Source organism: Tatumella morbirosei, assembly GCF_000757425.2.
Classification (GTDB): Bacteria; Pseudomonadota; Gammaproteobacteria; order Enterobacterales; family Enterobacteriaceae; genus Tatumella; species Tatumella morbirosei.
The window spans coordinates 1435965-1460372 of sequence record NZ_JPKR02000003.1; the positions used below are offsets into that span (position 1 = coordinate 1435965).

Consider the following 24408-nt stretch of genomic DNA (forward strand, 5'->3'; position numbering starts at 1 on the left):
CTGCTCGCACAAGGGAAAAATATGTCTGATATTCGTCGCAACGTACTTTTCAGCAAACTCAATACCACATTGTTTTCATCACTCGAGAGCGCCACCGCCTTTTGCAAACTGCGTGGAAATCCCTATGTTGAACTGGTGCACTGGTTACACCAACTGTTACAACAGCCCAACAGCGATATACAGCACCTGATAACCTATTTTGAGTTGGATGAAGCCCGACTTGCTGCAGATGTCGTGGCGGCACTGGACCGGCTCCCACGGGGGGCCAGTGCCGTAGCCGATCTGGCGGAACATATTGATAGCGCGACTGAACGCGCCTGGGTCTACTGTTCTCTCAGTTTCAGTAGTACCACCATCCGCGGCGGTCATCTGCTTCTGGCCCTGCTGAAAACCTTCTCGCTGCGTAACGTGCTGATCGGCATTTCCTCGCAGTTTGCTAATATTAATGCTGACCTGCTGGTGGCTCAGTTTGATATCTGCATGAAGGGTAGTGACGAGTCACTGGCAAACCATTCCCCGGAAGCCGCACTGGAAAATAGCCCTGCTCCACTGGCCCCAGGGGGTGAAAATGTTCTGGAAAAATATGCCCGTGATCTGACCGCGCTGGCGCGTGCCGGAAAAATCGATCCGGTGGTGGGCCGTGATGAAGAGATCCGTCAAATGGTGGATATTCTGCTACGGCGTCGTCAGAACAACCCATTGCTGGCAGGAGAAGCCGGCGTCGGTAAAACCGCTCTTGCGGAAGGGCTGGCACAGCGTATTGCTCAGGGAACCGTACCTCCGCCCCTGCAAGAGGTTCAGCTGTGGTTGCTGGATATCGGTATGCTGCAGGCGGGTGCGGCAATGAAAGGTGAATTTGAATCACGACTGCAGGCAGTGATAAGCCAGGTTCAGTCCAGTCCACAGCCAGTTGTGCTGTTTATTGATGAAATCCACACTCTGATTGGCGCCGGGGGTCAGCAGGGAACCGGTGATGCCGCCAACCTGTTAAAACCGGCGTTGGCCCGCGGCCAACTGCGCACCATCGGTGCCACCACCTGGGCCGAATACAAAAAGTACATAGAAAAAGACCCGGCACTGACACGGCGTTTTCAGCCGGTGCAAGTCTCCGAACCGGATGAGGCCACTGCTGTACTGATGTTGCGTCATCTTTCCGGCACGCTGTCCAAACATCATCAGGTAATGCTGCTGGACGAAGCGCTGGAGAGTGCGGTTCAGTTATCTCATCGTTACATTCCCGCACGCCAGTTGCCGGACAAAGCCATCGCGCTGTTAGATACCGCCTGTGCCCGTGTTGCCGTCAGTCTGTGGAATAAACCACCGGAACTGGAAGACTGCCAGTGCAGAATTGACGCCCTGAATATTGAGATAGACATTGCCAACCGCGAAGCACGTCTTGGTCTGCCCGGGGCACCACTGCGTATCGACCAGGCCCGGGAGGCCCTCACCGTACAGCAGTCCCGTTTTGATGAGCTTTACCCGCGCTGGCAGCAGGAACTGGCTTTAACCCAACAGCTTATTACTCTGCGCAGTGAGCTAATGAGCAATGAATCTCCGGTCAGCGAAGAACAGCAGACGGCATATCTTGAAATACAACACCAGCTTAAAACCTTACAGGGAGAAGCTCCCCTGACTTTCCCTGCCGTAGACAGTAATGTCATCGCCAGTGTCGTTGCAGACTGGACCGGTATCCCGTTGGGGCGCATGATGCGTAATGAGCGGGATGCGGTACTGAACCTGGCGGCAACCCTTTCACAACGTATCGTCGGCCAGCAGCATGCCCTGGAGGCTATTGCCCGCCGGATTCGTACTTCCCGGGCACGGCTTGATGATCCGGACAAGCCCACCGGGGTATTCCTGCTTTGCGGTCCTTCCGGGACAGGCAAAACCGAAACCGCACTGACGCTGGCCGAAACCTTATATGGTGGCGAGCAAAATTTGATCACCATTAACATGAGTGAGTTTCAGGAGGCACACAGTGTCTCTACCCTGAAAGGCGCGCCTCCGGGCTATGTCGGCTATGGCGAAGGCGGCGTACTGACCGAAGCGGTACGCCGGCGTCCCTACAGCGTAGTACTACTCGACGAGATCGAAAAAGCACATCCGGATGTGCATGAAATTTTCTTCCAGGTGTTCGATAAAGGCTGGATGGAAGACGGTGAAGGTCGCCATATCGATTTTCGTAACACGGTGATTATTCTGACCTCAAATACCGGCAGTGAGCTGATTGAAAGAGCCAGTCCACAGGCGAGTGAAGAAGCACTGACCGCTCTGTTACGCCAGCCTCTGCGGGAAGTCTTTCCGGCAGCATTGCTGGGGCGTCTGGTGGTCATTCCATACCTTCCGTTAAACGACGAAATGCTGCTCAGTATTATCAACCTGCGCCTTGAAAAGATTAAACAGCGTCTGTTGGACAACCATCAAATCGATGCTGAATTTTCGCCGGAAGTGGCACGACAGGTCATGTGTCGCTGCACAGAGAGTGAATCTGGCGGCCGAATGGTCGACGCAATTCTGACTCAGACGCTACTGCCGCAAATCAGCCAGCTCCTGTTAAGCGAACCACAAGAGAAGCCTGCCAGACGTCATTTACAGGTCACTTATGCGGACCACGCCTTTCAGTATAACTTCAGCGCCGAATCCGCCGGACCAACAGAGCAGTCAGGAGTCTGAAAATGTCCCCACAATATTCCGGAACCTCATCACAGGCGCTGCCGCCAGGATACTGCTTTAATGAGTATCAAATAGAAGAAGTCATCGGCGAAGGCGGATTTGGTATCGTTTATCGGGCTTACGATCGTGAGCTCGATCGCCAGGTTGCGATTAAAGAATATATACCTGCGTCAATGGTCAGCCGTGCTGATGACATGCGACTGGTGCTGCGCAGCGAACGTTTCACCCGGATTTTCCAGGCCGGACTGATCAGCTTTATTCAGGAAGCCAAAACACTGGCGCGTTTTTCCCACCCCGGTCTGGTACATGTATTGCGTTTCTGGCAGGCGAACGATACCGCCTATATGGTGATGCAGCTATACAGCGGTGAAACGTTGAAAAGCCTCTATAGTCGTCAGCCGGAAGTCGTGACTGAGACATGGATCCGCAAAATGCTACCCCCGCTGTTCAGTGCGTTGAAAACCCTGCATGACCAGGGCTACCTGCATCGCGATATCGCTCCCGATAATCTTCAGATTCAGGCAAACGGCGAACCGGTACTTCTTGACTTCGGTTCAGCCTGTAAAGAGATCGGGCATTTAACAGATAAAACTGAAATCATGCTGAAACCTGGATACGCACCGATCGAGCAATACAGTGAAGGCCGGGATGGCGACCAGGGACCATGGACAGACATCTATGCACTGGGTGCAGTACTGCATACGCTGATTATTGGTGAACCTCCCCCGGTCAGTGTCGTGCGTTCAATCAGCGACAGCTATCAGCCACTGGCAGAGCGCCAGCCGGAAGGCTATTCCCGCGCATTGTTGAAGACCATCGATAAGATGCTCGAACGTGACCCGGAAAATCGTCCGCAAACCATCACTGAGCTTGAAGATATTCTTCTAAAGGCCGACACCTTCCACAACAATGAAGTTCAACCATCGGAAATTAAACCGAAAAAAATAGATCCCACGCCGGAGATTGTCACAAAGACTCCCCCTGAAGTGGCCGAAGTATCTCAGCCTGTTGTGATGAATACCGTGGCTTCCCGCCCCGTTTATATCTATGTTGCCGCGGGTGCCCTGGCGGTAATCATTGCACTGGGGGTTATGTTTCACCGGTCCCCCCCCGAAAAAACCAGCAGGGTGGCAGCCGCTTCGCAGAATCCGCAGGTAGTCTCTTCACAAGCGCCCCGACAGACCAGTGCTGTCGCTGAATCCGCCAAAGAAACGACTTCCACCAGAACAGCCGCAGCAAAGCTGTCGGGGCTGGTCTATCTCAACACTTCTCAGGACGCCACAATACTGATAGATGGCAAACAGCAAGCAATCCATACCGGCGCTGGTGCCCGGTTACTCACTCTGGCTCCCGGAGACTATCAACTTTCTGTCGCACATAGCGGTAAAACCTGGCAACACATGCTGCATATTCCTGAATCCGGGGGCACCAGTCTGTTAAAGGTGCCCGAATAATGAGTTCGTTACAGCAAAGTACCTGGCAGCAGGTAACAGAGGGCCGGGATACGTTATTGTTTAACTATAACTGACGGGATAATGAACCTATGAATATCAATAACTCCGTAGGCATCGGGGGATCAAATAACAGAAATGATGTATTTATCGTGCAGAAAAAACTCCAGGAAAATGGTTTTCCCGGACTGGCTGATGACGGAGTTGTCGGGGTTCAGACCATCTCAGCGATAAAAAACTTTCAACGACGCTTTATGCACTTTCCCGACGGTATTATCTCACCGAACGGCGCAACGGAAAAACGGCTATTCAATAAGCAGGTCATCTCAGCTGATAATGCAATTTCTATCCCTGTAGATATGTCCGGTACCTTGCACGTTAAAAGCGGGCAAGTCACCTTTGATGCGGAAGGGAATGATAGTCCGGCCAGCCCTTACTTTAGCAGGGTACTCCACTGGCCGGGCGGGGCTTCCGGTGTCACCATCGGGCGGGGATATGATATGAAAGCCAGAACCGAAAAAAGTGTCTATAACGACCTGTTTCAGTCCGGCGTCGACCCGCATATCGCCTCTTTAATGTCTAAAGGGCACGGTCTTCATGGCAACAAAGCCCGGGATTTTGTGCGTCAGAACAAACAAATTTGCGGTTCTATCACCAGAAGCATGCAGGTTAATTTATTTTCCAGGATCTATCCCGCTTATGTCAGCAGAGCACAGACTTTTTACGACTCATACAAAAGCGCAGACTGCACTCCGTGGAGCGATTTAAAGGCTGTAATAAAAGATGTTATTGTGGATATGTGTTACCAGGGGGTATTGCGCAAACTGGATATCGAAGTTTTAGGCCAGAATGATACAGACCTTGCCATCAGACTTATTTCATCAACACCCAGAATAAATAAGTACGAAAATGGCCGCCACAGAATTTCTTATCTTAAAAGAGGGTTATAGAGTGAAAAAGATTATTTTTTTTGTAACGTTAGCCATATCCCCCTTCGCTTTGGCAACCCCCCCTGCCGGTGCTGATACTATCACCACTGTTCAGTCTGCCATTCATTCCTGTTACGGAACACAAGGGGCCGGTATCTGCCTGCAATCTGTTCTGGATAAAGCGAAAAAACAAAATAGTGAAGCATGGACACAACTGTCTAATGGTTTAAAGGACGCAGAGAATAAAAAAGAAATTCTGGAAAAACTCACCGCAGGCAAGCAAGCCTGGGAAGTGAGTATGCGGCACGACTGTGAGGCCGCAGGGTTAATGAACACAAAAGACAGCCCTGCCTATAATAATGATTTAACCGCATGTCTCGCCAGTCACTACGCATTCAAAACTGCGTTTTTTCAGAGTCTGAATACCCAGGGAGATGATACCGGTGAGAAAAATCTGCTGGAAGAGTACAGGAAAAATAAAAAGCAATAGCGTTATCAACAGGCTGTCAGTCTTACCATTTCTGACCCGGACACTGCCCGTCACCAGCAGAAACGAAAAGGGCCTCGTCATTGCTGACATGGCCCTGAATAGTGGCGGAACAGACGTCTGCTCTGTAATTATCCAAAACAAGCTAAACTCATTGGCTAACCACAGTAACACTCCCTACACCCCGCCACATTTACAAAATCCTCGTCCAGTACAAATCAACTTAAACTTAGATAAGTGCCTAACTGATGGTATAGCCGAAGTAACAGGGTTTACGGTTCATGGTGCCGACGACATCTATCCCGGGTCAGGCAAAAGTCGTATCTTTTCCCTACCAGCTAAACCCTCTACATGCTTCGCGCAGGCGAATTAAAAACTGGCGCGCGTTAGTGGTCATCGCCGATTTCTGCGACCACACCGCGCAATACTGAGCGGACGGCAACTGGGCGATGGGCAGCGTGACCAGCTTGCCATCAAGCTGCAGGGGCTGAGACATTGCCCGGGCAACCACAATCAGATAGTCCGCGTTGAGCACCATACTCAGGCCGGTGATAACCGAATCCGTACGCAGAGGAGTGACGTTGAGCTGTCGGTAAAAATGGCTGAGTTCGTTTTGCAACTGTTGGTAGTAACCCATTGATGACTCTGGCAGCAACCATTTAGCCTGACGTAGCGCCATCAGATCCCGTTCTTCAGCCAGCGGATGTCCTTTGCGCGCGATGATACAAAATGGCGAGGTGAACAGAGTTTCAATCATCACCCCTTCTGGCGGAGCCATCGGATCGACAGAACCGACGGCGATGTCAATTTCACCGTTGCGCACGCCGGGTAACAGCGAGGATAACTGTCCTTCTTTAACCGTCAGCAACACCTGCGGCAGCTTCTCTTTAAACGCCTCGACCACATCGGGAAACACCGTCAGCGCAATCAGTGACGAGAACCCCACGGTCAGCCGTCCGTGGGTAAAATGGTTTATCTGTTCCACTTCATCTGCCGCACGGCGCAACTCTTCTACCACCCATTCCGCGCGGTGAGAAAAGGCCATTCCCGCCTCGGTCAGTTGGATGCCCTCTTTGCTGCGCAATAAAAGTTGCGTACCTAAAGTTTGCTCAAGCTCACGCAATGTTCGACTCAACCCAGGCTGAGAGACGCCCAGCTCGCGCGCGGCTGAACGGATGCTGCCGCTACGTACCACCTGACGAAAGGCCTGAAGATGCCCAAGCTTTGGCAAATATCTCATCACTTACCCTATAACAAAAAAGCATCACCTATAGAAAAAATATATCTTCCTGAGTCTCATGTAAACGCCTAGATTCGGAGTACATACCACACTCCTCATCACACTCTGATGTCAGGCGGAAAAAATGAAAAGCCAGTCACATATGATTTTTTTGCTATTTGTTGGCTATGTCGTGGTCTATATTGATAAAACTGTCATGGGGTTTGCCTTACTACCCATCGAAAGAGAGTTTGGCCTCACCAGCGCGGAGCTTGGCTACATCACCGGCATTTTCTTCCTGGCCTACTCTCTCTTTCAGGTGCCCGCGGGCTGGCTGAACGACAGGCTCGGCTATAAGACCATGCTTATCCTCTCCCTGTGCGCGCTCGGGTTCTTCGCTCTGTGCTTCGGTGCGCTGGGCATGAGCTTTGGCCTGCTGCTGCTGTTTCGTTTTCTCTCCGGGGTGGGACATTCCGGCTATCCCTGCTCTTGCGCGAAAGCAGTGGTCAGCAATTTCGCCCCGGAAAAACGCACCTTTGCGCAATCGGTTGTGCTTTCCTCCGCCGGGTTGGCAGTGACCGTGGGGCCAATTATGGCCGTCTCTGCGCTGGAACACCTGGGCTGGCACGCGTCGTTTGTGGCGTTGGGGATCGTTGCTTGTGCCATCGCCGTACTGATCGCCGTACGCGTGCCCTATCAGAAACCTGCGCCACGTCAGCAGTCAGATGAGCAAAACGGCGCTCTGTGGCGTAATCCGACGGTGGTTCTACTCTTTGTCTCTGTGTTCTGCATCAATATACCCAACTACGGCCTGATGGCCTGGCTGCCAAAATTCTTTGTCCAGAGCAGGGGGATGCCGCTGGAGATTTCCGGCTATGTCGTCGCCGTTGGCGGCGTGGGGATTTGGTTCTCGTCTTTGTGCACCGGCTGGTTCGTCGGGAAATATTTCCACAACCGCGAGCCGCAGGTGATTTTGATCTGCGCGCTGATTGGTGGTGCCGCCATTTTCGGGATCTTCCATACCGCCACAGCACTGACTGCCAGCATACTGCTGTTCGTTGGGGAAATTTTCCTGATGGCAACATTTGTTACAGCCTTTACCCTGCCAATGAAACGCCTTCCTGAGAATATTATGGGCTCGGCTATCGGCCTGATAAATACCGGCGGAACACTGGGAGGCTTCGTTTCGCCTATTGTCATTGGCTATCTTGTCGGGAAAAGCCAAAGCTATGAAAGCGCATTTATTTTCCTGTCACTGGCAATGATCTGCGCGGGGGCGGCGATAGTACCGCTGATAAAAAAACCTGTGGCCACACTACAGGTGAATGACTGACTGAAGGAGATTGTCATGAAAAGTACCACCGAAAAACTTATCCGCGACGTGAATGAAGAGATGATCCGCTGGCGCAGACATATTCACGCCAACCCGGACCTCTCGTTTCAGGAAAAACCCACCGCTGATTTTATTGCCCGCGAGCTGGGGAATCTGCCGGAGCTTACGATAAGCCGCCCGCTGGAGAACAGCGTAGTTGCCGTATTACAGGGTGAAAAACCCGGCCCAACCTGGGCGCTGAGAGCCGATATCGATGCGCTACCGCTACAGGAAGAGAGTGGAGAGTCATTTAGCTCCACCCAGCCCGGCGTCATGCACGCCTGTGGTCACGATGCCCACACCGCCATGTTAATGGGGGCAGCGAAAGTGCTCTGCCATCTGCGCAGCCAGCTTTGCGGCAGCATTAAGTTTATCTTTCAACCTGCTGAAGAGGTGCCACCAGGCGGCGCACGCGAGCTGGTGGAGAAAGGCGTCGTCGACGACGTCGAAAAGATTTTCGGCCTGCACGTTTTACCGAACAACCCTACCGGAACAATCACGCTGAAACAGGGCGTTTACGTCGCTTCCAGCGATAACTTTGACATCACTATTTTTGGGCAGGGTGGCCACGGTTCAATGCCGCAGTTCTGTATCGATCCGGTGGTAATCGGCGCTGAAGTGGTGACCGCACTGCAAAACGTGGTCGCACGTAATCTTGACCCGATTAACGCCCCGGTGCTGACCATAGCCACCTTCCAGGCCGGTGACAGCTATAACGTCATTCCGGACAGCGCCCGTCTGGCAGGAACGGTGCGAACCCATAATCAGCAGGTTCGTGAACAGGTTCCTAAGCTGATGCAGCGTATTGTTGAAGGCGTAGTGAGCGCCCACGGGGCGCGCTGTGAGATCCGCTGGCAGCAAGGTTATGCCGTCGGAAATAACCATGCCGACACCAACGCCATCGCCCAACACGCCATTGCGGAGCACTTTGATGAAGGGACGCTGCAGTTGGCCGATCGCGCGCTGTTCGGCAGCGAAGATTTCTCATCCTATCAGGAGAAAATTCCCGGCTCGTTCCTGTTTATCGGCTGCGGCAACGAGGAAAAGGGAGCCGTATGGAACGTCCATAATCCACACTTCCGTATTGATGAAGCCGCGCTGTCCGTGGGCGTTAAGGCACATATTGCGCTGGTAAGCGCGTTATTTGAGGCCATTTAACGTCTCACCAACCATTGCAACGGATAAGGTGCAATGGTTGGTAATTCTCACAATCAGTTCCATAGTAGTCACAGTTTGTTAGTCACCAGGACTGTAATGGCACACCAACTCCCAGACTAAATACCGTCCAGGAAGAAACAATAGTGCGTCATAGAAGCCGAATGCTTATGGCCTACTGGAGAGCATATCGAAAAAATGACAAACAAAAAAGGCCATGCTAATCAATAGCATGGCCCTGAATAGTGGCGGAACGGACGGGACTCGAACCCGCGACCCCCTGCGTGACAGGCAGGTATTCTAACCAACTGAACTACCGCTCCGCTTCATTCCCCGTCGGGAACGAGGCGAATATTAATGGCCTTCACTCAGCCCGTCAATGGTTTTTCTTCAGCAATCAATGTGTTTGCCGTTTTTTTAGTCTCTTCGGCCATAATCTGTATATGCCACTAAACACGCCACAGACAACTGCCTCCTTTTTTCAGAACCAGATCGAGGCGTGATTCGTGGGCCGCGATTTCGTCAGCATCTGCCTGGATCACCCGCAGTCCCCCACTGCTTTGTACTTCGCGGTGTGTGATTCCCTGATCAGCGCTTTGATTAGCATCCGCGTCAGAGGCAAATGTCAGTGACGTTTGCCCGCCGGTCATTGCCAGATAGACATCAGCAAGTATCTCGGCATCGAGTAATGCGCCGTGCAGCGTACGCTTGGTGTTATCGATATCAAAGCGTGAACAAAGCGCATCCAGGCTGTTCCTCTTACCGGGGAACATCTTACGCGCCATCAACAGGCTATCGGTGACCTGACAAAAAGTTTCTGTCTTTTCCAGTCCGCGGTTTAGCTTCCCGAATTCATAATCCATAAAGCCGATATCAAATGAGGCATTATGAATGATCAGTTCAGCGCCACGAATGTAATCCAGAAATTCATCGGCCACCTGAGAAAACAGTGGTTTATCCACCAGAAACTCATCAGATATCCCGTGAACTCCGAACGCTTCCGGATCCACCAGCCGGTCTGGTTTCAGATACACATGAAAATTATTCCCGGTGAGGCGGCGATTGATCACTTCGACCGCACCAATCTCAATGATGCGGTGACCTTCATAATGTACACCGATCATATTCATACCGGTGGTTTCTGTATCGAGAACGATTTGGCGGTTTTTTACTGTGCTCATAGGGGCCGTTTATGTCAGACTTGGATTTTTCACAACAGGAAGTCTACCAGAGATGCGCAAACAGGTAGAAATTTTCACCGACGGTTCCTGCCTGGGTAATCCCGGACCGGGTGGTTACGGTGCTATTTTACGCTACGGACAACATGAGAAAGAATTCAGTCAGGGTTATCGTTTGACGACCAATAACCGGATGGAACTGATGGCAGCGATTGTCGCGCTGGAGGCCCTGAAAGAAGCCTGTGATGTGACTATCAGTACCGACAGCCAGTACGTACGTCAGGGCATAACTCAATGGATATTCAACTGGAAAAAACGTGGCTGGAAAACCGCGGATAAAAAACCGGTCAAAAACGTTGATCTCTGGCAACGGCTGGATCAGGCATTACAGGGGCATAGCATTGACTGGCAATGGGTCAAAGGCCACGCTGGCCACCCTGAAAATGAACGCTGCGACGAACTGGCGCGTCAGGCTGCCGGTAAAGCTGACCTTGAAGATACCGGTTATTCCGTTTTATCGTGATCTGCGGCCTCAGATAACTGTCGCGTGACATTGACGGCAGTTCTTATTCTTGGCCGGCTGGCAGATAATTTACTTCGGGTTGGCGTTAGCGGCCAGGTCCGCTTTCTGGCCACTAAGATATTAATGCATCCCAGTGCCGGCAGATGGGCACTGATTAATTTACCGCCCTGCTGTTTCCAGGGAACAACCTGAAAACGGCTTCGGCAAATAATTTCATAATTAAGCAGCCCCAGCCAGTCAACCAGACGCCCCTGACTGAACATCCGGCCATTCCAGGGAGTGCGTCGGTGCAGGCCAGGCACGATTTTACCGATCCCTAACAGGCTATAGGGGTTAAAGCCACTGAGAATAATCCAGCCGTCATCAATCAATACCCGGTCAGCCTCCCTAAGCACCTGATGTGGATCCTGGCTCCAGCTGAGGGTATGTGCCAGGAGACAGGCATCCACCGACTTACTGAGAAATGGCAACCGACCCAATTCCCCTGCCACGCCGCCGACTGCGCTCGACGGGCTGACATCGACCTGATGGCTGATGGCACAACTGCGGGTGTCAATAGTGCTGCTCAACTGACCAATTTTAAGCAGATGTGTGCCATACAGTTTATTCAGGTAAGGTTGCAGGTGATAATTTAACGCGTCATGAAAGTAGTTGCCCCAGGGCATATCTTCCCATCGGTCAGGGGCGGTCAGAATTTGGCGTGTTTTCGCAGGCTTCATGTTTTACCATCATTAAAACATTCAGAATTATGAGAGGCGAGTATGAGTCTTCACCGTTTGAATCTTACCAGTATCCCCGCTCTTCGCGATAACTACATCTGGGTACTCAGCGATACCCGGGGTCAGTGTATTATCGTTGACCCCGGAGAAGCTCAGCCAGTGACAGACACTATAGCAGCAAATCAGTGGCAACCCGTCGCTATCTTGCTGACTCATCATCACAGTGATCACGTGGAGGGTGTCGCTGAGCTGGTCAGAAAATGGCCTGAGCTGGTGGTTTATGGCCCGCAGGAAACTCAAACTAAAGGTGCCACACAACTGCTCCGGGATGGGAGTTCTATCACAATTCTGGAACATCAGTTCAGTGTAATCGCCACTCCCGGCCATACCGCAGGACACATCTCTTACTACAGCGAACCTTATCTTTTTTGTGGCGACACAATGTTTTCCGGCGGTTGCGGCAGGCTTTTTGAAGGTACACCTGAACAGATGTATGATTCTTTTCAAAAACTTAATAAGCTACCCGCAGAAACTCTCATATGCTGTGCACATGAATATACCTTATCAAATATGGCCTTTGCCGCCTCCGTATGGCCGGATAATCAGACAATTCTCGCCTATTACCATAAAATTAAACAGTTACGCGATAATAGTCGCATTACTCTGCCTTCAACCCTGGCGACTGAACGGGAAATTAACGTTTTCCTTAATACTCATAACGCTGATTTACAAAGAAATATACTGCCTGAAGTAAATTTACCACCGGCATCACAAGTTTTTGCTGCTCTGCGCCATAAGAAAGACAACTATTAATTTTTTTCATTGTGTTGTGCCACTGTGTCACGTATGATTGCTCGTCTTTTAATCTACTATCAACGATGACACATACATGAAGGCTAAAGCGATTTTATTCGCCTCGGTCTTGCTGGTGGCATGTCAGGCGTCAGGGAAAGACGCTGATATACCGGTCCAGCATGCACAGAGTCTGTCTTCAGCTGGTCAGGGAGAAAATGGTAAGTACGGTGAGCGAATGTTGTCACCGCGATGGCAGGATGATGGAACTGATATCGCACAAGACAACAATCTCTGGGCTACCATTAGTGACGAGTTGAAGATGGGGATTCCGGATAACAGCCGGATCCGTGAACAAAAAAATAAGTATCTGAGAAATAAGAGCTATCTCCACGATGTAACATTACGGGCAGAACCGTACATGTACTGGATAGTCGGGCAAATACAGCAACGTAAAATGCCGATGGAACTGGTACTGCTACCCATAGTGGAGAGCGCTTTTGACCCGCATGCAACCTCAGCCGCCAATGCCGCAGGCATCTGGCAGATTGTGGCCAGCACGGGTCGGAATTATGGATTGAAACAAAACCAGTGGTATGACGGCCGCAGAGATGTGGTTGCATCAACGCGGGTTGCTTTGAATATGCTGCAACGCCTAAATAAGATGTTTGACGGTGACTGGCTGCTGACCATTGCTGCTTATAACAGCGGTGAAGGTACAGTATTAAAAGCTATCAAACAAAATAAGGCACGGGGAAAACCCACTGATTTCTGGCACTTATCACTGCCAAAAGAGACCACGGTTTATATCCCGAAAATGCTGGCATTAAGCGAGATACTGAAGAACAACAAACGTTATGGTGTGCGCTTGCCGGCAGCGAACGAAAGCAGGGCCTTGGCGCGTGTCGAAGTTGGTCAGCAAATTAAGCTGACTCAGGCGGCTGAAATGGCAGGCATCCCGGTATCACGACTGAAGAGTTTTAATGCCGGGTATAAAAAAGGGACCACAGCTCCTCAGGGACCACAGTACATTATGGTACCAAAATCCCATGTAGAGCAGTTGAAGATGTCTCTGGCTTCAACGGATATTAAGGCTATTCAGCCTGAGTTGATGGCTAATAATGACAGCATATCGCAACCGCGCAGTTACAGAGTTCGTCGCGGTGATACGCTTTCTGCGGTAGCCGCCAAAACAGGTATAAGTGTTCGTTCTCTGAAATCACTGAATAATCTGAGAACGGCAGCGTTAAGACCGGGACAGACGCTGAAACTCGGTTCTGGTAGTTCCAGAGCGAGCCAGCTGGCAGATAATGGAAACAGTATCACCTATAACGTTCGCAAGGGTGATTCTCTTTCCAGCATCGCGTCCAGGCATGGCGTAAACATCAAAGACGTATTACGTTGGAATGCGCTGCTGTCGGATGAAGGTACATTACGACCAGGTGATAAACTGACTTTGTTTGTGAATAACAGTTAGTTTTTCTGCAAAAAAAGGGCTGACAACTGTCAGCCCTTTTTTTATTCCCGCAGCAACACTCTGACTTAGGTCAGAACAAAAATTCGGCCTGTAATGGATTATGGTCAGAGGCTGAAGTTTCCAGCACAGCGGCCTTTTTAACTTCCATATTTCGGTAGAAGATATAATCCAGTGGCCGTCCAAAAGCCGTACGGCGTAAGTCATGGGCAAAGATCACTTCACGTAGCCCCAGCTGGCGCATGAACTTATAAAGCACGTGAATACGTTGCCGACTCCAGGCATTAAAATCCCCTGCCATCAGGACCGGGCCATTATGATGTTTAATCTGTTCACCAATCACTGCCAGCTGTTTACGATAAATATCAATCCCCAGACTAAAGTTGACCGCATGAATATTTACCACCATCAACATCTTTCCGCCAGCCAGCGGATAGGCAGTAACCAATGCTGATTTCGCCAGACGCAGCAGAGGTTCACGTTCACGCAACGGACAGCAATACACAGCATGAGCAGACGCCAGTGTCATGACTCCGGAAGGATGCTGAGGCAGTACCAGAGCCGGAACCTGATCGGCGGCAAGGTAGTGAGTGGTAGCAAACTGAATTAACTCCGGGGTGGTTTGTGCTTCCTGCAGTAACACCAGATGAGAGTCTTTACCAAAATCTCTCAGTGCCGATTGCCACTCTGCACGTTGTTGTTTAAAAATATTCCATACCAGCACCTTCAACCGTGCTTCCGCGGTCAATGGTGTACCCGCAGGCAGTGCCTTCCCGACATGTAACAGGGCTGCTGGCGGAAAAGTTCGCTCCACTGGCTGTCCGGCGACATATCTCATGGCATAAGTCTTTTTCTGCACGTTAGCGTTTGCTCTTGTCAAAAACCGGGTTCATTTCCATTACTCTGTTATAGGGATTTTATGCCCGGGTTTCAATCAGCAACCGTCAACTCCTTTATGTCGCCACACTTTAAATCCATAAAGGCCGGTCATCACCGGCCTTTTTCTCTCCCCTAAGTTCTGACCGTGACCCGGTGCCGTTGGTCCAGCCGTCCCCCGACAATAACCATCACCAGAGCCACCAGTACAATGATTGCACCAACCCACGGAGTTTCGGACAACCCGTAATGAGTGACAATCTGGCCACCAACCAGTGATCCCAGCGCAATTCCGATATTAAAAGCGGCAATATTCAGCCCTGAAGCCACATCCACAGCCCCCGGGGTAATTTCTTCTGCTTTTTGTACCACATAGACCTGCAGCCCGGGTACGTTAGCAAAAGCGAAAATACCCATCAGTAATACTGTGATCAGAGCCGGATACTGAAGTGATGCTGTCATCTGAAATACCAGCAATAATACCACCAGGCCAGTAAAGATAATGGTTAACGCCGGAACAGGGCCCCTTTTATCAGCCAGTCGCCCTCCCCACAGATTGCCAATCGCCACTGAAATCCCATAGCCCAATAGAATCAGACTGACCGCAGAGGGCGAGAAGCCTGCCAGTTCCTGCATCATTGGGGCAAGGAAAGTAAAGGCAGTAAACACTCCGCCATATCCCAGCGCGGTAATGGCATAAATCAGTAACAAACGAGGATGCGTCAGTACACTGAGTTGCTGTTTTACACTCACTGCGGCACGCTGAGGAATGTCAGAGGGTACCAGCAGCAGACTAGCGACTAAAGCAATCAGTCCGATAAAGGAAACCGCCAGGAAAGTTTCGCGCCAGCCAAAATGCTGGCCAATAAAGGTTCCGAGCGGTACGCCGGTCACCAGAGCGACCGTCAGTCCCCCAAACATCATAGCTATCGCTGAAGCAGCTTTCTCTTTCGGGACCAGGCTGGTTGCAATGGTGCTGCCTACTGAAAAAAACACTCCGTGTGCCAGCCCCGTCAACAAACGGGCAATCACCAAGGTTTCGTAATCCGGGGCCAGCCAGGCCACCAGATTACCCACAGTAAACAATCCCATCAGGCCGACAAGCAGTAATTTGCGTGGCATTTTTCCTGTCAGAGCCGTCAACAAAGGAGCTCCGACGGCAACCCCGACGGCATAGATAGACACCAGTAATCCTGCAAGTGGTATTCCAATCGACAGTTGATCAGCAATAGAGGGAATCAGGCCGACAATCACGAATTCGGTCGTCCCTATGGCAAATGCACTGATAGTCAGTGCGAGTAGTGCTAAAGGCATTTTTATCTCCGGAACTTCTGTTATTAAGATGACGCGAAGTATCCCGCTATGTTTAAATGACAAAAATACCCATAATCTCAATTGAATTTTGCTACCGGAGCAATAATGAAAGCCTCCTCTGAAGAAATGGCCATTTTTGTCGCGGTTGTCGAAAGCGGCAGCTTTAGCCGTGCAGCAGAACAGCTGGATATGGCCAATTCTGCTGTCAGTCGCTCGATTAAGAAGCTGGAAAATAAATTTAATATCAGTCTGCTGAACCGGACGACGCGCCAGTTAAGCCTGACCCGCGAAGGGGAACGCTACTTTCGTCGCGCCCAGGCTATCCTGCAGGAAATGGCTTCTGCCGAAAGTGAATTGCTGGAAAGCCAGCAGGTCCCGGTAGGAAATTTAAGCATTGATGCCGCTACGCCGGTTCTGCTGTATCTGTTAAACCCGTATATTGCAAAATTTCGCCAGTGCTATCCGCAGATTAATCTGTCACTGATCTCTTCCGAGACGTTTATCAATCTGATTGAACGTAAGGTAGATATTGCTATCCGGGCGGGAACCCTAAGTGATTCGACATTACGGGCAAGGCCTCTGCTGACCAGCTACCGGCGTATTGTTGCTACCCCCGCTTATCTTGCTGAATGGGGCACACCGGAAACTCCTGCTGACTTAAGCCAGCATCGCTGTCTGGGGTTTACTGAACCCGCCTCTCTTAATATTTGGCCTCTTCAGGTCGCTGACGGAGAGCTATTACCGGTGACTGCAACGATGAGTTCAAACAGCGGTGAAGTCATTAAACAACTGTGCCTGCAGCACAATGGCATCGCCTGTCTGTCCGATTTTATGGTGGATGATGAGATTGCCCGTGGAGAACTGGTTGTTTTACTGGCTGACAGCACTCAGCCAGTAGGAATGCCGGTGAGTGCTGTATTTTACAGTGATAACGCAGTCAGTAGCCGGATCCGCGCTTTTATCGATTTCATTAGCAGCGAACTGGCTGCACGTCAGACTTAATCCCAGTCTGGTGCCAGGCCTTCAGGGCTGACCAGACGGTTACCGGACTCCAGTGCAGCAATCGCAGCATAGTCATCAGCATCGAGTTTAAGTGAGACAGCCTGCAGATTGCTCTTCAGGTTTTCTGCTTTTGTAGAAGAAGGAATGACTGAGTATCCCAGTCCCATCGCCCAGGCAAGGATAACCTGAGCCGGCGTCGCATTGTGTTTTTCTGCAATCCGCCCAATCACCGCTGATTTCAGCGCTTCACCATAAGCCAGAGTCATGTAAGAGGTGATGTGAATTCCCAATTTTTTTGCATAATCAACTACTTTCTGGTTTTGCAGGAAAGGCGATAACTCTATCTGGTTAGTGGCAATATTCTCCGCACCAATCGCGTCCACCGCCTGCTGCATCAGATCAATGGTAAAATTAGAAATACCAATTTCCCGGGCCAGGCCTTGTGCTTTTGCCTCTGCCAGAGCCTGCATCGTTTCTGCGACAGAAACCGCCTGACCAGGTGATGGCCAGTGGACCAGTACCAGATCAGCATAACTGGTCTGTAATTTTTCCAGGCTGAGCTTCAGGCTGTCGATCAGCTTATCTGCGCCCAGGTTCTCGACCCATATTTTAGTGGTCAGGTAAATGTCCTGGCGCGGCACACCACTGTCGCGAATTGCTTCACCCACCGCAGCCTCATTATCATAGATTTGCGCCGTATCAACCGCCCGGTATCCCAAAGCCAGAGCCTGAGTGACAGAGGCTTTGACCACTTCATCTTTCAGACGGAAGGTACCTAAACCAAACATTGGAACAGTCATTGTATTTTCTCCTGTAGAAATTATGGGATAAGTATTGCAACCCTTGCCCTGCGAAAAAATGACATAATTGTCATAATATTTTTGCGAAATCAGCAACAATAAACCCATCCTGCCAGCAGGTAATCTCATAACATCGCCAAAAAACGCCCTTAGGATTTAAAAAATATCTTAAAAATAAGTCACTTGCATACTTATTCAATAAACACATAAGCTTTTGATAAATTAATAGAAAGTGGTTATATCAATAATCACTAACATCTTCTGTTTTGTTATTTCTCCGTGTGTTTTTTCCGATTTAGCATCAAATCTTTCAAGGGGAGAACACCATGCAAAAAACCGGAAAGATTGTCCTGGCACTCAGTGCCTTAGCTCTATCCTTATCTGCGCAAGCCGAAAATATTGTGGTGGGTTATCAGACAGGGGTTGACCCTTCAAAAGTTCCGCAGGCAGCTGGCACCTATGATAAAGAAATCGGCCAGAAGCTGGACTGGCGCCGTTTTGACAGTGGTCCGGGAGTGGTATCAGCACTGGTTTCCGGTGCCATTCAGATTGGTGATTTAGGCTCCAGTCCTTTTGCGGCAGCTGTGTCGCGTAAAGTTCCGATTGTTGCCTTTCTGGTCGTGGATCAAATCCAGTCTTCAGAGGCCCTGGTGGTACGCAACGGCAGCGGAATCACCAGCCCTGAGGATCTGAAAGGAAAAACCATTGCCACCCCTTTTGTGTCGACCTCACACTTTAGCCTGCTGGGCGCACTTAAACACTGGGGCATTTCAGATAAGCAAGTAAAAATCGTTAATCTGCAACCCTTAGAAATTGCAGCCGCCTGGAAACGAGGTGACATTGATGGTGCCTTTGTCTGGGCTCCGGCACTCAGTGAAATTGAAAAGTCCGGGACAGTCCTGACCGACGCTGCACAGGTTGGGAAGTGGGGAGAACCAACATTTGAAGTCTGGGTAGCGCGTAAAGATTTCGCCGACAAGCATCCGGAGATACTGAAGAAATTTGCTGCCGTCACTCTCGACAGTATCAGCGATTATCGTCAGCATCCGGAAAAATGGAGTGCGACCTCCGCAAACGCTGCGGCAACAGCCCGTCTGGTCGGCGTTAATCCGGCCGATGTTCCTGCGCTAATCGCTGGTAATAAATACCCTGATGCCAGTGAACAAGCGGGTCCGGAGTATCTCGGCGGAGGAATAGCAAAAGCCACCAAAGCCACCGCAGAATTCCTGTTCCAGCAAAAACGAATTCCCGGGGTACTCCCTGACTACAGCCCGTATGTCAGTAGCCAGTACATTCCCGCACCACATTAACAGGGGAAAGCTATGAGCCGGTTAACCGCTAATAATATCAGCCTGTCCTATACCAAAGGCCGCTCGGTCCGCCCGATTATTCAGGATTTTTCTCTAAGCCTGGAACAGGGAGAAATCAATGTATTACTGGGATCTTCCGGTTGCGGTAAATCGACAATACTGAATATTCTCGCCGGCTTCAAAGCCCCGGACGCAGGAATTGTCAGTCTTGATCATCAACAGCTGACCTCACCCTCTGCAGAGCGTGCCGTGGTATTTCAGGATCACGCGCTGATGCCCTGGCTGAATGCTATCGATAATGTCGCTATCGGGTTGCGGATTAATGGCGTAAACAAGCAGGAAAGACGTCAGCAAGCTCTGCACTATCTTCAACTGGTTGGACTCGCGGATTACGCCAGTCATGCAGTACGGGAATTATCCGGAGGTCAACGCCAGCGACTCGGTCTCGCCCGGGTGCTGGCCATCAAACCACGTTTTATTTTACTCGATGAACCTTTCGGTGCACTGGATGCACTAACCCGTGAGAAGATGCAGCAGTTACTTCTGCGTATCTGGAAAGAAACCGGTGTCGGCATTTTATTAATTACCCATAGCGTCGATGAAGGTCTGTTACTCGCCAGCAATCTGCTGGTACTCAAAGGGCCGCCACTCGGCGTGATTGCCCGGTTTAACCCCGAATTTTCCCGCAGATTCCATAACGGAGAAAGTGTCAGAACCCTAAAGGCTGAATATTCATTCTCTCAACAACGTCAGCAGATTTTAGATCTGTTACTGGAGGAGAGTGATGACTAATAAAGCCATCGACCAGCTAGCCCGGCAAACGGTCGGCAGTAATTCAAAGGCAAAATTCCGGTTGAGTGACCATCCGACATTAATTTCTTTGTTCAGTATTGCGGTCGTGATCCTGTTTTGGGCCATCGCGCCTTATGCCGGATGGCTTAATCCGTTATTTTTCCCGACCATTCCGGAACTGCTGAAAGCGTTTAGCACCCTCTGGCAGCAGGGATACCTGGATGTGACATTGGGACAGCATATTGAAGCCAGTCTGTACCGGGTGTTGGTTGCACTGTTTTTCGCCCTGGTTACGGCACTGCCATTGGGGATCCTGATGGGGCTGAATAAAATCGCCAAGGCGGTCGTTGACCCGTTTATTGATTTTTACCGCCCTATCCCGCCACTGGCCTATTTACCGCTAATTGTTATCTGGTTCGGTATTGGTGAAGTCTCGAAAGTTCTGCTGATTTACCTGGCGATCTTTGCTCCACTGGTAATAGCGACATCAGAGGCGGTGCGTCGTGTTGACAGAAACCGTATTCAGGTCGTCAGGTGCCTGGGAGCAGGCTACGGTCAGGTGGTTCGGCTGGTTATTCTGCCCGCTATTTTACCGGACATTATTACCGGCCTTAGGATTGCTCTGGGAGTTGGCTGGTCTACGCTGGTTGCCGCAGAACTTATTGCGGCGAACCAGGGACTTGGGTTTATGGTGGAATCAGCAGCCCAGTTTCTCTCCACAGAGGTGGTCGTAGCAGGGATCATTATCATCGCGTTTATTGCATTAATTATCGAATTTGGCTTACGTCAGGTTCAAAAATATTTCGTCAGTTGGAGTTTGCATGATGCCCAAAGTTAAAAGGATTGCCAGTGCGCTGGGCGCAGAGATCAGCGGTATTGATTTGTGCCAGGATCTTCAGGCCGAAGAGATAGAACTGATCAGACAATGGCTGCGGGAACATCAGGTCATCTTCTTCCGCAATCAGCCAATAACCCCGGCACAGCAGGCACGTCTGGCCAACCATTTTGGTGACCTCCATATTCACCCGATCTACCCGTCTTCTCCGGAGAATCCGGAAGTCATGGTTCTGGACACTGAACTCAACGACTTACGTGATAATGCCCTCTGGCATACGGATGTGACTTTTATTCAGACACCACCAATGGCTTCACTATTAAGTGCCCGCCAGGTGCCAGAGTTTGGAGGGGATACATTATGGGCAAGTTGCAGCGCCGCCTGGAAGGCTCTTTCAGCGCCACTACAGGCACTGCTTGAACCATTACATGCTGAACATGATATTACTTTATCATTCCCGGTCAGTCGTTTTGCCAGCACCCCGGAAGCTTCAGCACGGTTTGATAAAGCCAGGCAGAACAATCCGCCCGTGATCCACCCGGTAGTCAGAGTGCATCCGGAGACCGGCGAAAAAGGGTTATTTGTCTCTGCAGGTTTCACCCGAAAAATTGTTGAACTGAATGATAATGAGAGCCGGGCCGTGCTTGATTTACTGTTTGCTCAGAGTACTCAGCCAGAATTTTGTGTGCGCTGGCACTGGCAGCAATATGATCTGGTCATGTGGGATAACCGAATCACTCAGCACTATGCCTGCGATGATTACCGTCCACAGCGTCGGGTGATGCACAGAGCCACTATCCTGGGAGACCAGCCAAAAGGTATCCACGGATAATGGCTTACGCCATATACTACTGCCGGTAGGCTGAGCTAAATTCTACAGCTACCGGCAAGGCCTGCTTGTCTTATCAGATAACGTTTTATTTTTTCCGGATAATAGCATCAGTCATAGTGCTGGTTATGATTCCAATCTCTCTGCCTCTCCCTCAACAATCTGACATAACTTACCCAACCGTCACCACATAAAATAGATATCATCAGGCTCATCAATATTCAGGGAATTCCCCCTTCACAGAGTCGGTGATAGATGAAAAATATTTCAGAGAGATATGTTATTACTTAAACCATTCATAGATATTTCGTCTGAATATAGCCAAATTTTGTGATACAGGTCATAAAAAAATGACATCACGGGCCGCAACTGTTATAGCTTGTAAAGTAGTTTTTTAATTTACTTATATCTTTTAAGAATGAGGAGATGTGTAAACTTCGTACTAACCCCGTATTCAGAAACCACATTACCGGACAGACCACCGGTGATTCCCATATTACTCATCGCAAGGAAAATTCACCCAGTACACTTTAACTATAAAAGGTAATTATGACTGATCCACAGCTCAAACATTCCTCACCTGATACACCACCGGCAGTCTCAAATTCTGCCGAAACCGAAGAAAACAGTACCACTTATTTTCTCAGCGCAGATGCCTTTCTGTTAACTGCGACCGGTATCGCCGCTATTGCGGGTTTTCTCTATGGGTATGATACCGGGATTATTTCCGGTGCCTTGTTACAAATCAGCCACGATTTTTCATTGTCCGGTCAGGCTCAGGAACTGGTGACCAGCGCCATTCTGGTCGGTGCAGTCATCGGTGCTCTGGTTTGTGGCAAACTCTCAGCAACTATCGGTCGTCGTTATACCGTCATGACTGTCGCGGCAATCTTTGCCATTGGTGTGCTGGCCTCAGGCTGGTCAGATTCAGCCACTGCACTGGCCCTGGCAAGAGTTGTGCTCGGATTTGCCGTGGGTGGTGCCTCTCAGATAGTCCCTGTCTATATCGCAGAGTTGGCTCCCTCACATAAACGTGGCCGGCTGGTGACCTTTTTTAATATTTCCATTGGCGTCGGGATTCTGACCGCAGGTCTGGTAGGTGCATTCCTGCAGGACATATGGAGCTGGCGGGTGATGTTTTCCGTTGCAGCTATCCCTGCGCTTATCCTGATGTTTGGCATGTTGCCACTCCCGGAAAGCCCGCGCTGGCTGGTTGGGCAGAAACGAACCCGTGAAGCACGTATCGCCTTAAACATGGTACGGGAGACTGATCGTGAAGTCCGGCATGAACTCAGAAATATTCAAAAAGTGCACGACAAAACAGCACGGAAATCGACCCTGGGATGGAAAGACCTGAAACAACCCTGGTTGCGTCCGGCGCTGTTTGCTGGCTTAGGCGTTGCGGCCTTTACTCAGCTCTCAGGTATCGAGATGATGATCTACTATACTCCGACATTCCTGACGGATGCGGGATTTAGCCGTGCAGCTGCTCTGCATTCGGCCCTGGGGGTCGCGGCTATCTATCTGGTGCTGACGGTTATAGGTAAATTGCTGGTTGACCATCTCGGCCGCCGCAAATTAACACTCTGGATGATGCCAGGCGCAATTATCAGCCTGTTACTATTAGGGTTGGTATTTATTCTCGATAGTCACGGTGGAAACCACGGCTGGTTGGTGGTGAGTTGCCTGTTTGCTTTTATGGTGTTTAATTCCGGCGGTATTCAGGTGATCGGCTGGCTGATTGGGTCTGAGGTCTACCCTACCGGAATCAGAGAAAAGGCGACCAGCCTGCACGCAGCTATGTTATGGGGTTCAAATCTGCTGCTGACGGCCACTGCTCTATCGCTGGTTAATCTCCTGGGGATTGGCGGGGCTATGTGGTTCTATGCATTACTAAATTTACTGGGTTTCCTGTTTATCTATTTTGTTGTACCGGAAACCAAAGGCCGTTCTCTGGAAGAGATAGAAATATCGTTGAAAGAAGGACATTTTTATCCCCGACAGCAGCAAAATAAAGCTAAGCCAGCTCAGTCTCAGGTTCAGTCAGAGTCCTGATTAATCAGGAGCTGTTGAGTGACGAATTCGAATCATCATATGAAATCCCTCTGTTCTGCAGGGGGATTTTTTTTCGTCTGGCCCGTACGATACCCAGCCCGTGTTTCTATGCCTCAGCTTTCGCTGTTCCGGGAAGCAATAACCTGACAAAGAAGACTCAATTGAGCGGTACCAATAATTCTTACAGTAGGGAAGTAAAATATGAAGGCAAAAAAAAACCGCACATCGAAATGTGCGGTTTTCTTAAAGCATATCAGATGGATATGCACTCTATAAAGTGGCGGAACGGACGGGACTCGAACCCGCGACCCCCTGCGTGACAGGCAGGTATTCTAACCAACTGAACTACCGCTCCACCGATTCTGTACTGAGCTCAGAAACTGTCTGAACCCAGGTATTTCACCTTTTACCCGTCACGGTAAAAGTCATGACCACTGTTCTGGTCGTAATTGGATGCCTGGCAGTTCCCTACTCTCGCATGGGGAGACCCCACACTACCATCGGCGCTACGGCGTTTCACTTCTGAGTTCGGCATGGGGTCAGGTGGGACCACCGCGCTCTAGCCGCCAGGCAAATTCTGTGCTCGGAATGAATCTTTTTCGTTCATACTGTGTTGGCTTCGC

The 24408-nt window shown here is 50.3% G+C and carries 21 protein-coding genes, 2 tRNA genes and 1 rRNA gene; 15 read left to right on the top strand and 9 right to left on the bottom strand.

Going from position 1 to position 24408, the window contains the following annotated elements; genetic code table 11:
• Positions 1 to 21 precede the first annotated feature (21 nt).
• The 4 genes from tssH to HA49_RS09495 all read left to right on the top strand — a co-directional run bounded on the left by tssH (position 22) and on the right by HA49_RS09495 (position 5543).
• Positions 22 to 2673, top strand: coding sequence for a type VI secretion system ATPase TssH (gene tssH, locus HA49_RS09480; protein WP_046791734.1), 2652 nt, complete (start codon positions 22 to 24; stop codon positions 2671 to 2673).
• Positions 2674 to 2675: 2 nt separating this feature from the next.
• Positions 2676 to 4127 (top strand): serine/threonine protein kinase, encoded by a 1452-nt coding sequence (locus tag HA49_RS09485; RefSeq protein WP_038022414.1) that lies wholly within the window; start codon positions 2676 to 2678, stop codon positions 4125 to 4127.
• Positions 4128 to 4216: 89 nt separating this feature from the next.
• Positions 4217 to 5074 (top strand): peptidoglycan-binding protein, encoded by an 858-nt coding sequence (locus tag HA49_RS09490; protein ID WP_038022417.1) that lies wholly within the window; start codon positions 4217 to 4219, stop codon positions 5072 to 5074.
• A gap of 1 nt (position 5075) precedes the next feature.
• Positions 5076 to 5543, top strand: a complete 468-nt coding sequence (locus HA49_RS09495) for a lysozyme inhibitor LprI family protein (protein ID WP_046791735.1) — start codon at positions 5076 to 5078, stop codon at positions 5541 to 5543.
• 328 nt (positions 5544 to 5871) lie between these two features.
• On the opposite strand, the gene HA49_RS09500 is transcribed toward HA49_RS09495, so the two are convergent.
• Positions 5872 to 6780 (bottom strand): LysR substrate-binding domain-containing protein, encoded by a 909-nt coding sequence (locus HA49_RS09500; RefSeq protein WP_038022421.1) that lies wholly within the window; start codon positions 6778 to 6780, stop codon positions 5872 to 5874.
• A gap of 124 nt (positions 6781 to 6904) precedes the next feature.
• Here HA49_RS09500 and HA49_RS09505 point away from each other — a divergent pair, with 124 nt between their 5' ends.
• Complete coding sequence (locus HA49_RS09505) at positions 6905 to 8092, top strand: MFS transporter (protein ID WP_038022424.1); 1188 nt, start codon at positions 6905 to 6907, stop codon at positions 8090 to 8092.
• Between the two features lie 15 nt (positions 8093 to 8107).
• Positions 8108 to 9289, top strand: a complete 1182-nt coding sequence (locus tag HA49_RS09510) for an amidohydrolase (RefSeq protein WP_038022427.1) — start codon at positions 8108 to 8110, stop codon at positions 9287 to 9289.
• Between the two features lie 243 nt (positions 9290 to 9532).
• Here HA49_RS09510 and HA49_RS09515 read toward each other — a convergent pair.
• Positions 9533 to 9609 (bottom strand) — tRNA-Asp (locus tag HA49_RS09515).
• Between the two features lie 126 nt (positions 9610 to 9735).
• Positions 9736 to 10467, bottom strand: a complete 732-nt coding sequence (dnaQ, locus tag HA49_RS09520) for a DNA polymerase III subunit epsilon (RefSeq protein WP_038022429.1) — start codon at positions 10465 to 10467, stop codon at positions 9736 to 9738.
• On the opposite strand from dnaQ, the gene rnhA reads away from it, so the two are divergent.
• A complete protein-coding gene (rnhA, locus tag HA49_RS09525; RefSeq protein WP_169748769.1) occupies positions 10421 to 10987 on the top strand; it encodes a ribonuclease HI in 567 nt (188 codons plus the stop codon). The two genes, dnaQ and rnhA, sit on opposite strands and share 47 nt — an antisense overlap.
• Here the strand turns inward: rnhA and HA49_RS09530 are convergent.
• The gene (locus tag HA49_RS09530; RefSeq protein ID WP_038022433.1) at positions 10969 to 11706 is read right to left on the bottom strand and encodes a methyltransferase domain-containing protein; all 738 of its coding nucleotides are present in this window, start codon (positions 11704 to 11706) and stop codon (positions 10969 to 10971) included. The genes rnhA and HA49_RS09530 overlap by 19 nt on opposite strands.
• A 57-nt stretch (positions 11707 to 11763) precedes the next feature.
• Between HA49_RS09530 and gloB the strand changes: the two genes are divergently transcribed.
• Both gloB and mltD read left to right on the top strand, forming a co-directional pair.
• A complete protein-coding gene (gene gloB / locus HA49_RS09535; protein ID WP_038022769.1) occupies positions 11764 to 12519 on the top strand; it encodes a hydroxyacylglutathione hydrolase in 756 nt (251 codons plus the stop codon).
• A 76-nt stretch (positions 12520 to 12595) separates the two neighbouring features.
• Entirely contained in the window at positions 12596 to 13975 is a 1380-nt protein-coding gene (gene mltD / locus HA49_RS09540; protein WP_038022434.1) for a murein transglycosylase D, read from the top strand.
• Between the two features lie 70 nt (positions 13976 to 14045).
• Here the strand turns inward: mltD and HA49_RS09545 are convergent, their stop codons facing one another.
• Together HA49_RS09545 and HA49_RS09550 are read right to left on the bottom strand one after the other, a co-directional pair.
• Positions 14046 to 14831, bottom strand: a complete 786-nt coding sequence (locus tag HA49_RS09545; RefSeq protein ID WP_038022435.1) for an endonuclease/exonuclease/phosphatase family protein — start codon at positions 14829 to 14831, stop codon at positions 14046 to 14048.
• A 152-nt stretch (positions 14832 to 14983) separates the two neighbouring features.
• The gene (locus HA49_RS09550; protein WP_038022436.1) at positions 14984 to 16162 is read right to left on the bottom strand and encodes an MFS transporter; all 1179 of its coding nucleotides are present in this window, start codon (positions 16160 to 16162) and stop codon (positions 14984 to 14986) included.
• A 105-nt stretch (positions 16163 to 16267) separates the two neighbouring features.
• On the opposite strand from HA49_RS09550, the gene yafC reads away from it, so the two are divergent.
• Positions 16268 to 17164 (top strand): DNA-binding transcriptional regulator YafC, encoded by an 897-nt coding sequence (yafC, locus tag HA49_RS09555; protein ID WP_038022437.1) that lies wholly within the window; start codon positions 16268 to 16270, stop codon positions 17162 to 17164.
• On the opposite strand, the gene dkgB is transcribed toward yafC, so the two are convergent.
• Entirely contained in the window at positions 17161 to 17964 is an 804-nt protein-coding gene (gene dkgB, locus HA49_RS09560; protein ID WP_038022438.1) for a 2,5-didehydrogluconate reductase DkgB, read from the bottom strand. The two genes, yafC and dkgB, sit on opposite strands and share 4 nt — an antisense overlap.
• 326 nt (positions 17965 to 18290) lie before the next feature.
• Between dkgB and tauA the strand changes: the two genes are divergently transcribed.
• The 5 genes from tauA (at position 18291) to HA49_RS09585 (ending at position 23785) form a co-directional block, all read left to right on the top strand.
• The gene (gene tauA / locus HA49_RS09565; RefSeq protein ID WP_038022439.1) at positions 18291 to 19274 is read left to right on the top strand and encodes a taurine ABC transporter substrate-binding protein; all 984 of its coding nucleotides are present in this window, start codon (positions 18291 to 18293) and stop codon (positions 19272 to 19274) included.
• A 12-nt stretch (positions 19275 to 19286) separates the two neighbouring features.
• Entirely contained in the window at positions 19287 to 20066 is a 780-nt protein-coding gene (locus HA49_RS09570) for a taurine ABC transporter ATP-binding protein (protein ID WP_038022440.1), read from the top strand.
• Positions 20059 to 20904 (top strand): ABC transporter permease subunit, encoded by an 846-nt coding sequence (locus tag HA49_RS09575; RefSeq protein WP_038022441.1) that lies wholly within the window; start codon positions 20059 to 20061, stop codon positions 20902 to 20904. Before HA49_RS09570 ends, HA49_RS09575 begins: the two co-directional genes overlap by 8 nt.
• Entirely contained in the window at positions 20888 to 21733 is an 846-nt protein-coding gene (gene tauD, locus HA49_RS09580) for a taurine dioxygenase (protein WP_038022442.1), read from the top strand. The genes HA49_RS09575 and tauD overlap by 17 nt, the downstream gene beginning before the upstream one ends.
• A 546-nt stretch (positions 21734 to 22279) precedes the next feature.
• Positions 22280 to 23785 (top strand): sugar porter family MFS transporter, encoded by a 1506-nt coding sequence (locus HA49_RS09585; protein ID WP_038022443.1) that lies wholly within the window; start codon positions 22280 to 22282, stop codon positions 23783 to 23785.
• Between the two features lie 278 nt (positions 23786 to 24063).
• On the opposite strand, the gene HA49_RS09590 is transcribed toward HA49_RS09585, so the two are convergent.
• Both HA49_RS09590 and rrf read right to left on the bottom strand, forming a co-directional pair.
• Positions 24064 to 24140 (bottom strand) — tRNA-Asp (locus HA49_RS09590).
• A 100-nt stretch (positions 24141 to 24240) separates the two neighbouring features.
• Positions 24241 to 24356: ribosomal RNA gene (gene rrf, locus HA49_RS09595) — 5S ribosomal RNA — on the bottom strand.
• Positions 24357 to 24408: the final 52 nt, after the last annotated feature.